The 13,055-nt window shown below is 37.2% G+C and carries 4 protein-coding genes; all 4 read right to left on the reverse strand.

Annotated elements, in window-relative coordinates:
- On the reverse strand, window positions 1-1,386 hold a 1,386-nt coding region (locus ACFX5D_RS16015; RefSeq protein WP_465254662.1), incomplete at its 3' end, for an Ig-like domain-containing protein.
- 746 nt (window positions 1,387-2,132) lie between these two features.
- Entirely contained in the window at window positions 2,133-4,559 is a 2,427-nt protein-coding gene (locus ACFX5D_RS16020) for a T9SS type A sorting domain-containing protein (RefSeq protein WP_379859207.1), read from the reverse strand.
- 736 nt (window positions 4,560-5,295) lie between these two features.
- On the reverse strand, window positions 5,296-10,182 hold the full coding sequence (locus ACFX5D_RS16025) for a T9SS type A sorting domain-containing protein (protein WP_379859208.1): 4,887 nt from the start codon (window positions 10,180-10,182) through the stop codon (window positions 5,296-5,298).
- 1,249 nt (window positions 10,183-11,431) lie between these two features.
- Window positions 11,432-13,055, reverse strand: a 1,624-nt coding sequence (locus tag ACFX5D_RS16030; protein ID WP_379859209.1) for a T9SS type A sorting domain-containing protein, incomplete at its 5' end; no start/stop codon positions are given.

Genomic DNA, 13,055 nt, shown 5'->3' on the forward strand with positions numbered 1-13,055 from the left:
TGTTCTAGTGAGACTCGAGCAGGTTCCGTTGGATGCCTGGGCGTAGTAAGTAACCGATCCTGTTGTATTCTTTGTAGGACTTCCGACTAAGTTTCCTCCTGTAGCTGCATCATACCATGTTATGGTTCCGCCAGTTGCTGTAGCAGTTAAAGTTTGAATCGGAGATTGCTCACATTGGGTTTTATCTCCGCCACTTATTGGTGCGGCAGGTGCGGCATTAATCGTTACTGTTACCGGTTTAATATCCGTACAAGTAGGATTAGTATTTGAAGAGGCTTTAATATAATATGTTCCGGCTGTCGCTACTGCACTTGGACTTGTTAAAGAAGTTGTCGCAGTAGCATTTGTCCAATAACTAAGCGTAGTCCCTGCAGGCAGGGTACTCCCATTTGTCACAGCTTCTGAAGTCAGATTAATTGTTGATGGCGAACAAACCGCGGCTGGATTGCTAATCACTAGATTGGGTGGTTGATTAACTGTTAATGTTACAGCTACTGATGAATAGGGATATGGGGAAATGGTACTTGTTACTTTCGCATACACAGTAGCGCTGGCAGATGGATAGGCAGTAGCAGATGGATTAGTTGTGATTTGATTATATAAACTTGAATCAGTAAACCAGAGAACTGTTACATTGGTTTGGCTTCCTATTACCGTTGAATTTAAAGATGTCAAATCAAAAACTGCAATTGTTCCACCTGGTGTAGTGGAGCATTGCCTAAGGCTGGCAGAATTTGCTGTTGGTGTGACAATTGGTATATACTGGCCCGAAGGTAATTGATAGCATTTTGATGATGTGCCCGGACATTGAAAACCAGCGCCTGTACAAAAGTTTGAATTTCCAGTGCCCCAGCCAATGAATACATCCGTCAGTACAATTGGATTTCCACAAGTCCAAGTGAAAGATTGTGAAAATGTTACTTTATTAGTTGGTTGGTTTAGTGCTATGTCAAAACATTGCGTAATATTTGTTACTAAAGATCCAACTGTTGAAGGGGGAGTAAAATTTTTAATATTAGCATAAATAACAACTCCAACACGCGGTGTATTTGTAGTTAGCTCCAAAGTTAAATAAACAGTTGCTTGGCCATTACCCGGACAAACAAATGTAGTTGGGGATAATTGATTTCCATTTTGATCCGATAGATAGGCTTTTTTAATCTGTACATCATTGGACGTACATCCTAGTTTACAATTAGCGGGAGAAGTTTGTGCAAATGAATTTGTTGCGACAAGAAAAGTAAAAACCATGAGACCAACTTTGGTAGAATGGGATAAATCAGGTATTTGTAAGCCTAATCCAGAAATTTTGTTTTTCGCTGATAACCAACAATTTATTTTACTTGATAAAACTTCGAAAAACGTCAGAAGTGTAATCTTTTCCATGATAATAAAGTTTTAATACCACACTTGTTAAACAGTAGTAAATCAGTAGACTGGGGACTGAAAACTTTTAGAAAAAACAATATACCTTCATAAAATACTTTATGAAGTACTCCATCCTCAAAAGTATATTTTATTATGGGGGAATAAACAAACTTTTAGTAACCAAAAAAGGGGCTTTGCAACAATTTAAAAAACCTACTTTTTAAATTAAAAAGTTAGAATAACAAAAACAGAAAGCTTACATTTTGAGAGTCAAAACTTGCTATAGTAATACACCTTCATAAAAAATCTTATGAAGCACACCATCATCAAAAGCATATAGTATTGTGGGGAGCAATAGCTAAAATCTTTTTATTAACCGGTAAGCGATTTTATAAAAAACAGCTTGGAAATTGATTCTTTTTTATTGTTAAATAAAGTTAATCAATATGTTAAAATAGTATTTAAAATCCAACAATAAATCAGATAAAAAACAAATATATTCGATAAAAAACAAATTAATTAAGAAAATTACTATGTTTAAAAAAACATTTAATATTAATTAATTTTAATTTAATTTATTGATTTTCAATACTTTAAATATAATCTTGCATTTAATTACTCTTTAAATACTCCTAAACCAGCTATAAAATAAAAACACAACAAAGATTATATAAAAAAACCTCGAAAATTTTCACTTTCGAGGTTTAATTTTATACGCTAACCCGTATTGTTCTTTTTTAAGGATTAGGCAATTGGTTAAAATACTATTTTGAAGAAATTACTTTTTTCGTTATGGTTTCTCTGTTAGTAGTCAATTTTACCAGATACACTTGTTGTTGTTTATTGCTCGCTTTAAGATCTAGCGTTACTTCTTTGTTTAAATAACTATTGGTATCAGTTTTTGTAAGCACTGACATTCCTTGTGCATTGAACACCTCGATTTTCACATCAGATTTGTAATCAAATTTGTATTTGATAGTAAGCTGATCTTTAAAGGGAACCGGATACGCATCAAAACCTGAATTTGGGGTTTGGTCGTTTGTCACTGCTTCTTTTGGAGCAGCGGCAGTTTTACCTCCTGGTATTGCTGTTGGTGTTGATGCTGCACAACTGCTTACAGAGGACCCGCAGCCATTGACAGAAACAGAGACCTGATAACCCGATCCAGCCGGAATATTACTAAATGTAACAGGACTAACAGTTGTGCCTGTATAAGTTGTTGCGGTAGTAAGTCCTACAATACCTGAAATAGCATTTCCATCTTTATTTTTAACCGTATAAGTAGCTCCATTGATTACACCGGAAAGAGTAATGCTGAATTTGTCTACATCACAGGCTGGTGGATTGTAAGCTACACTGGGTGCTAAAGGATTTGCATTTACCCTAACTGTAGCTGTTTTTTGGCAACCATCGATATTGGTATAGGTGATGACTGATGTACCATCTGACACTCCTGTTACCTCACCTGTTGAGTTAACAGTGGCGACACTAGTGGTGGCAGACACCCAGGGATTGGATGTAGCCGCTGTACCTGAACCTGTCAACTGCGTTTTAGATCCTATACACACATTGAGATTATCTGTAATTGTGGGCAATGCTTTCACCGTCACTGTGGCTGTTTTTTGGCAACCATCGCTATTGGTATATGTGATGACGGATGTACCAGCTGACACTCCTGTTAGCTCACCTGTTGCGTTAACAGTGGCGACACTAGTGGTGGCAGACACCCAGGGGTTGGATGTAGCCGCTGTACCTGATCCTGTCAACTGCGTTTTAGATCCTATGCACACATTGAGATTACCTGTAATTGTGGGCAATGCTTTCACTTCAAAAACCCTTGCTGCTCTACAACTTACATCAGTACTAACAAAAGTAATGGTATTGGATGCACTTGCGGCAGCGGAAGGTGTAAAATAATACTTGCCGTCAGCAGGGACATTAGGAGCTACCGGTGTTACACCTGATCCGGTAAAAGTCCCTGCAGTAGGTGGAGTTACAGATAGGAGATAAGCCGTATTATCATTTGCACATTTTGCCGCAATAGGATCAATTGTTAGGCTACCAAATCTAAAATCCACAGGAATAGGCGTAATATAATCTTTAAGAGCGGCAGTCGAAGAAGCAGAAGCTTTTGTTTTAACCCACAACGTTTTTATGTTAAGGCTACTGCAATTTGTCCCACCTAAAATACTATTTATAAGATAAGTAACATTAACAGCTGCTTCCACAAAAGCAAATTGTTGATAGGCATTACTGCCAAATGCGGAATAGGGTACACTGGTTTCAGCACCTGACCTATTAGTTTCGGCAAATGCATTGGCTAATAAATCGTCAGTAACTGTCACTTGTTGGTAAGACCATGTACTGCCACTCTTCATCCACTGGTAAATATAAACCTTAGGTTTTGAACCACCATTGGTGTATTCCATCGAAATGATTATATCCTTTTCTGTTCTACCACCTCCATTTAGAGCGGTTGATAAGGGCGTTCCAGTAAAGGTTCCATCCGACTCTTCAACAATAGTGCCCTGTAATAATTCAAAATCAATATAACTTGTTCCATTAGTCGACAAACGATCGCCGGAAACAAAGATCCATTGATTGTTACTGGGGTCACGTGACACATGATACAGCGCATTATTAATATCGTTTTTATCCGGAGCGGAGTTTGTAAACCATCTTAAAGAAGATACATAGTCATTAAATTTACTTCCGTTTGTAAAAATATTATCGTTACCATTATAATTCTCACCAGATGCACGTCCACTTGTTTGTGCCGTAGCTGGTGACAGCACCCCACCATCATTATCAAAAACAGAAACACCAAAACCCGAATTGACGGCTCCGGGATACCAGTCGCCTTGGCCAGCTGTTGGTGTATTGGCTCTTAAACCTCCATCAATAGCGAATCCGCCTGTTGGTGGGTTTACATTGGCAAATTGTCCATAAATTTGTGAAGAAAAAAGCAAGAGACACAATATTAGAGATGAGCCTAAATTTCTAAAAGAGAGTATTAATTCTTCATGCACGAATTTTGAAAAACCATAACTAAAATCCTGTTTTCCATGTTTATTTTTTTTACACTGAGGTCTAAAATTTAAGAAAAAAGAAATAATATCGTGAATCAATAAGCAACTAATCATTTTTCGGGATGATTTATCGAAAAAATTCGAAATTGTAATATTTTTCATGGTTATAAAGTTTTAAAACCATACTTGTTAAACAATAGCAAACTAGCAGACTGAGGACTGAAAACTTTTAGAAAAAACAAAACACCTTCATAAAAGGTATGAAGTAAACCATCATCAAAAGCATATTTTATTTTGGGGGAATAAACAAACTTTTATAACCAAATTGGGGCTTTAAGGAAACTTAAAAAACCTAATTTTTAAATTAAAAAGTTAGAATAACAAAAACAGAAAGCTTACGTTTTGAGGATCAAAACTTACTAAGCAATACATCTTCATAAACAATCTTATGAAGGACATCATCATCAAAAGAAAATAATATTGTGGGGAGCAATTGTTAAAATTTCTTTATTCACCGTCAAGCCATTTTTAGAAAAAAATAACTCCAAATTCTATTCATTTATTTGCTATATTAAAGTTAATCAATGGTTTAAAAACAACAATTTTAATACATTTAAATCCGATTAAAAACAAATATATCTGATAAAAAACTTACTAATTAAGAAAATTACTATGCAAAAAAAAATTAAAAATAAATATTTATTTTAAGTTAAATTACTGATTTACAGTATTTTAAAATAATTTAAAAAACAAATTTTTATTTTAAACAACATAATTCAGCATTAAAAAAAAACATCGTCAAAAAAGAATAAAAAAACCCCGAAAATTTTTATTTTCGAGGTTTAATTTTATCGCCTAATCTTTCTTCTTATTTTATAGATCAGGTAGTTATGACAATCTATTTTGAAGACATTACTTTTTTCACACTGCTTCCTCTATTCGTAGTTACTTTCACAACATAAACTTGCTCTTGTCCTCTATTCATTTTAAGGTTTAAGGCAACTTCTTTGTTTAAATAACTATTGGTGTCTGATTTTAAAAGCACCGCTTTTCCAGTTGAATTGAATACTTCAATTTTTACATCGGACACATAATCAAAGTTGTATTTGATAGTAAGTACATCTTTGAAAGGAACAGGGTACGCATCAAAACCTGCAAGTTCCATTTTACTGGTTGTTTGAGTTGGTGCCAAAGTAATTGGACATTCTAGTAGTGGAACATCATAACCTATGAATATTCTACAACCATCGAAAGCATTGTTGATTGCATCAACAGCACCTGCAATATCTGAAAGAGAAAGACCATTTGTAGAACCTCCTCCTAACGCTGTGTTGGCTAAATCAAACAATCCTTGAACTGTTTTATCAGTCAATACATTCACAACATTTGCAGGAATATCATAACGTTGATAGTCATTATTCACTGTTCCGTCAAGATTACAAGAACGTTCTTTAGGAATATCTGAACCACAGCCTCCTTCAGGATCTGCGGTAACTAACACTCCTCCTTGCAATGCAAAATCACCAAGTGCGCCATTGATGCCTATGTTAAGGCCTAAAGTGATGGTTTGAGACAACAAAGTGTTATTGATTTTTCCATTTTTCAAATAAGAAGATGGCAATTCACAGACATTGTAAGCACCCGATAGTTTGTAACTTCCACCACCACCAGGTAAAACATCAATAACACAAGATGCAGTACTTATGGAAACAGTATTACTTCCAGATCCAATAAACATTGTACCTCCATAAGAATTCAAAGCTCTTTCGATAATGGCTATGGTAGTGTATTTATTAGAAAACCCACCCTCGTCATCCGGAGCACATGACATGCCTCCGAGATTACCATAAGCACCTTGAGTATAAGTACATAAAGCTTTGGCACAAGATTCAATTAATACAGAAACGGACTCGATATCGTAACAACTTTCAGTCGTTGTGGCTTTTATATAATAGGTTCCAGATACTGATACCGCATTTGGATTTGCCAATTGTATTGTTGCACTTGCATTAGTCCAATAAGTCAAGGTTGCTCCATACAATGTACTTCCTGCTGTCACTGATGCAGCAGTTAAATCAACTGTTAACGGAGAACAAACTGATGGAGGACTTGTAATTACTAAAATCGGATTCGGATTTACTGTTAACACAACATCGTCAGTTGGAGTTCCGCATGACGGTGTTGCATTACTTGTAGTGGTTAATCGTAATGTAACGGTACCAAAACCAGCAACACTAACTGTAGAAGTTAATGAAGATGGAGTAGCAATAGTAGCTTGTGCAGTACCTGTTTGACCAACTTGTGACCAAGCTGATGTACCATTGGATCCTGAACCTGCCAAAGTAAATGAAGTAGGTCCGGAAGGAGCAGTCTGACATTTAGCTTCATCAGGTCCTGCAGCAGCAGTTGGATTTGCGTGTACTGTTAGCACTATGTCGTCTGTAGGATTTCCACAATTACTAGTAGTACTTAGTCGTAATGTAACGGTACCTATACCAGCAACACTAACTGTCGAAGTTAATGAAGATGGAGTAGCAATAGAAGCTTGTGCAGTACCTGTTTGACCAACTTGTGACCATGCTGAAGTACCACCACTTGCAGTACCTGCCAGAGTAAATGAAGTAGGTCCAGATGGAGCAGTTTGACATTTAGCCTGATCTAATCCAGCACTATTAGTATTATTTGCGTTAACAGTCAAAGTAACCTCATCAAACGCAGTTCCGCAGGACGGTGTTGCATTACTTGTTGTGGTTATTCTTAAAGTAACGGTACCAATACCCGCAACACTTACAGTAGATGTTGGTGAACCCGGTGCAGCAACAGTAGCCTGCGCGGTACCTGTTTGACCAACTTGTGACCAAGCAGATGTACCATTAGATGCTGAACCTGCCAAAGTAAATGAAGTAGGTCCGGAAGGAGCTGTTTGACATTTAGCTTCATCAGGTCCTGCAGCAGCAGTTGGATTTGCGCTAACTGTTAGCACTACGTCGTCTGTAGGATTCCCACAATTACTAGTAGTACTTAGTCGTAATGTAACGGTACCAATACCAGCCACACTAACTGTAGAAGTTAATGAAGATGGAGTAGCAATAGTAGCTTGTGCAGTACCTGTTTGACCAACTTGTGACCATACTGAAGTACCACCATTTGCAGTACCTGCCAGAGTAAATGAAGTAGGTCCCGATGGAGCAGTTTGACATTTAGCCTGATCTATTCCAGCACTATTAGTATTATTTGCGTTAACAGTCAAAGTAACCTCATCAAACGCAGTTCCGCAGGACGGTGTTGCATTACTTGTTGTGGTTATTCTTAAAGTTACGGTACCAATACCAGCAACACTTACAGTAGATGTTGGTGAACCCGGTGTAGCGACAGTAGCCTGCGCGGTACCTGTTTGACTAACTTGTGACCAAGCTGAAGTACCACCACTTGCAGTACCTGCCAAAGTAAATGAAGTAGGTCCGGAAGGAGCAGTCTGACATTTAGCTTCATCAGGTCCTGCAGCAGCAGTTGGGTTTGCGTTAACAGTCAAAGTAACTTCTTCAAACGCAGTTCCGCAGGACGGAGTTGTAGTGCTTGTTGTGGTTATTCTTAAAGTAACGGTACCAATACCGGCAACACTTACAGTAGATGTTGGTGAACCCGGTGTTGCAACAGTAGCCTGCGCGGTACCTGTTTGACTAACTTGTGACCAAGCTGAAGTACCACCACTTGCAGTACCTGCCAGAGTAAATGAAGTAGGTCCAGAAGGCGCGGTCTGACATTTTGCTTGATCAGGTCCTGCTGCAGCAGTTGAATTTGCGTTAACAGTCAAAGTAACCTCATCAAACGCAGTTCCGCAGGACGGTGTTGCATTGCTTGTTGTGGTCATTCTTAAAGTAACGGTACCAATACCCGCAACACTTACAGTAGATGTTGGTGAACCCGGTGTAGCGACAGTAGCCTGCGCGGTACCTGTTTGACCAACTTGTGACCAAGCAGATGTACCATTAGATGCTGAACCTGCCAAAGTAAATGAAGTAGGTCCGGAAGGAGCAGTCTGACATTTAGCTTCATCAGGTCCTGCAGCAGCAGTTGGGTTAGCATTCACAGTTACAATAAATGATGTTGTACCAAAACAACCTGGATTAGTTAAGCTTTCACTACGAGCATAAATAGTAGTTGTGCCAATTGCCGCACTAAAAGGTAAAGTTATTTCACTGGTAAAATCAGAATTCAAATAGTAGTGAATTGTACCACCGGTATTGGTTGTTCCTGTAGTCAAGTCTACTAAAGCACGACCAGTAGCTAAGATTTCACAAGCGGTTTTATCAGTAACTGTTACAACAGGTTTTTTTCCAGTGTTCCCAAATAAATAAGGACCGGCAAAATCTTTCAGCTCACTGCCAAAAGCGCCTTCGTTTGGACCACCACCACTACTACGGGTTTTAACCAATAAACTACCCAGTATATTGCTACAAGGCGATTGATCCCCACGTTTATCCAATCCAAAAGCGGTAAGATTGATGCCTATTTCAACAAACTGATATCGTGTATACATATCTACATCTGTTGGCGTAGTTCCTTCCCATGTATTCCATGGTGGTGCTTGTGTACGAGAATTTTCAAATGTAGCAAAATCATCATTAACTCTACCCCACATATTTATACCCGTTCCTATAGGATTAATGGCAGCATAACCGTAATTCCCTGAATCTGTTCCTTTTTCGAAAGCTACACTTTTATCAACATTAAAAGGGCTGTTGGGCTTTGTAGTATATGCATCAAAAGTCGCTTGACTCATCCAAACTCTGACCCTGATAGAAGGAACATTTCCCCCATTTATGTAATCTACCGAAATAATGATGGTTCCCGGAATCGCAACAGAACCGTCAGCATTAAAAGTAAATGCGGTTCGACCTCCATCAGGACCGATTTTTGCAGGATCAGACAAGTCTGCCGGTGTTTCTAATGCGGTGCGAAAGAATTCAAAATCGACGTGCTTGTTACCATTAGTCACAACTAAGGAAGCTCCTGCATAAGCCCAAAGCGTTGTAAAGGGTCTTGGGTTTCCAGTTGGTGGATCAGTAATTGGATCGGGAATTCTGATTCCTTCCCCTCTTAAATGAGCATACACATCAATAATGTCATCTTTTTGGGGAACACTACCAGAAGTCCCGATAGCCCAAGTTGATGGATTATCTGAATTCTTGTCTCCGCTACCTGCAAAATAGGATGTTTCAGCATTACCACCTTTTACGTAGGTATCTCTTCCATAAACCGCATCCAGCCATAGGTATCTTCCTGTCCAAGTTGCAGGATTGCTAGGATCATACCCTGCAATAGGAACCACAGGATAAGGAAAAGGAGCGGTAGGAGCAAATATCGATTGTCTTCGCTCAAAAGACGTATTTGTCATCGGATTCGGAATTGGGTCTGAAGCTGGATTAGCAGGTGGTGTCGCTTGATCTATTACCCCTAAGCCGCTTGCGCCCAAAAACCAATCATCAGTATTTGCGCCATCAATAAGTGGAACAACTGCTGGATTAGGTTGAAACTGAAACAAGCCGGAATAAACATCCCCGTCAATACCAAAATTGGCTTTGACAGCAGACGAACCGACATCTTGCCCATAGAAATTGGGTGCGAAACCTAACCCTAAAAGCAGTAACGTAGTATAAAAAAAGAGTTTTTTAACTAACGCATTCATCCCAAAAAATTTCAAAAACTGCGTATTTAAACGCCAAGAAAAAGTGTTACAATACTCTTGTTCACTTTTCATCTTACAAAAAATAAATTTTTTCATAATAAAAGTATTTTTAAGCCATACGTTAGATCTAAAAGGAAGTTTACAGATTTGGGAAAGAAAAACTTAAAGAAACATAGTCCATCTTCACTAAAATAATGAAGTCACCGTCATTAATAATGTTTTTATTAGCACAATAAAAACAAAAAAATTTTTGCTACGCCAAAATCAATTTGCTAAAAAATATTAATAAGTACAATTATAATAGAACTGGCAGCTTACATTTTGGAGAAACGTAGCTCTCAGAAAATAACCCCTCTTCAGTTAAAAAAATGAAGTCAACCATCATATTAGGATATCAAAATTCAAAGAACCAAGTTCATATCCCAAATATTTATAAAAAAAGTATTTCACTAGAAACAGCCTAATTATTTACTCTCAATAAAATTAACCATTAAAAAAAAAAGGGAAATAAAAATAAGATTATACTCGTTTAAATTCCATTTTAATCGACAAAGAGCATCGTATATTAGGAAAATTAGTATGTAAATATAAAATATTTTATTTATAACTATTTGATTATTAGTGTATTACGTGTTAAATTTAATAATAAATTAAACACGATTTTTCCTATCTAGAACAAATATTTTTTTTATTAGAATTATTGAATAATAAAAATTGCATTGCCTAAATTTTATTCTTTCAAAGTAGATTGCTTTTTTACCAATTTCTAAAAATTTTACTTCTTTATAATTCAATGATATAGAGATTCCACGAATTCTTAAGACACCATTTGACAAGATCCTTGATTTCCAATATATAGCATTAATCGAATAAAAAAAATCACTTTTTAAAATAAAAAACATATCATAATGGATAATTAAATAAAACTAAAAACCAGTGTTTTTTTAAACACTTTTAAGCCCAATGTTTTTATAGTATTTAGACGAAGCCGTCTAATGTATTTTTCTACAATGTAGCTTTACTTATAGGCCATAAATTAAAAGATAATCAACGGTTATTGTTTCATCACCAATATCTTTTAAAATCAGAATTGTTTAAAATAAATTTCCCTTTCAAATAGCGATTAAGAGTAAATTATTTATTCATTTCCAAAAGAGAAGCAACTTCCAAATTAATGCTGCACTCATTCTCCAAAGTGAATTTTAAAACTCATTGCCTTTTTACCAGTAAAGTCATTATAATAGCTCGATTTTAGGCACAAAAAAACCTCGAAAGTTTTTACTTTCGAGGTTTAATCTATTCTAATCCCTCTCTATATTTTTTGGGATTAGTAAATTATTAAAACTTATTTAGAAGACATTACTTTTTTGATACTACTTCCTCTATCAGTAGTTACTTTGACAAGATAAACTTGCTCTTGACCTTGATATGTATGAAGGTGTAGCATAATTTCTTTGCCCAAATAACTATTAGTATCAGTTTTTGAAAGTACAGGCATTCCTTGTGAATTTAATACTTCAATTGTAACGTCAGATTGGTAATCAAAATCGTATCTGATTGTAAGAACATCTTTAAAAGGAACTGGATATGCTGTAAAACTAGCAGTCACTGTTGGTGCAGCTGGTTTAGCAAGCGGATCAGTTGGGTTACGTAAAGTAACCGTACCGCTTATAACACAGTTGTTCGCATCTTTCACTATCCAATTGTACACTCCCGCAGTTAAACTGCCAAAGAAATTAGATGTTTGGTACGTACTTCCACCATTGATGGAATACATGAATGTACCCGTTCCGCCAGTGGCGTTCACCGTGATTGAACCATCTTTTAATGCTTCACAACAGGAAGGATTTACTGCTGCTACTGATACCGCTATTAATGCCGGATTCAGTAAAGTAACAGTTCCACTCATCATACAGCCATTGGCATCTTTTACCACCCATTTGTATTCCCCATCCATAAGGGCAGTAAATACATTAGACGTTTGGTAATTTAATCCATTATCTGCAGAGTACATCAATACCCCTGTTCCTCCTGTTGCTGTGATGGTAAATGAACCGTCGGCTCCTCCATTACATTTAGGATTTGTAGGTGTTGCTGACGCAACTATCATTACTGGATTAATTAAATTAACCGTACCTCTGGAAATACAACCATTGTTCTCTTTAACCGCCCATTGATATTGTCCACCTGCTAAAGCAGTAAACACATTAGACAATTGGTAAGTAGCACCATCATTTAGAGAGTACATCAAAGGAGCAGTTCCTCCCGTAGCATTAACAGTAATCGAACCGTCAGTTCCTCCATTACATTTAGGATTCACAAGAGTTGCTGTTACTGTCACCGCTGGTGGAGTGGTCAAGATAAACGTACCTTTCAACAAGCAGCCATTGGCATCTTTCACTCTCCATTTGTATTCCCCTGCCGCAAGACCTGCAAACACATTGGATGATTGATAAGTAAGACCTTGATTAATAGAGTACGTTAATGTGCCAGTACCTCCTGAAGCGATAATCGTAATCGAACCGTCTGTTCCTCCATTACATTTAGGATTCACAAGAATTGATGTTGCGACAATCAGTGGAGGATTGGTTAAAGTAACCGTACCTCTCAAGATGCAATTATTAGCATCTTTTACCACCCAGTTATATGTTCCAGCAAGTAATCCGCTAAATACATTAGATGTTTGGTAAGTCGCTCCATCATTGATAGAATACATCAGTGTTCCTGTACCTCCAGTAGCAGAAATGGTTATTGAACCGTCAGGATCATAACAACATTTAGGATTTATTGGAGTAACATTAGCCACAAGCAATGCTGGTTGTGCAATAGTTTCTGAACCTTCCATAATACATCCGTTGGCATCTTTTACAATCCAAGTGTAAGTGCCGGCGGTAAGACCAGTGTACACTTTTGGAGAGGCTTGAGCCAAGAATCCTGCGCCATTGAAGTTCACCATATAAGGAGAAGTT

This window comes from Flavobacterium fructosi (assembly GCF_042787335.1).
Lineage (GTDB): Bacteria > Bacteroidota > Bacteroidia > Flavobacteriales > Flavobacteriaceae > Flavobacterium > Flavobacterium fructosi.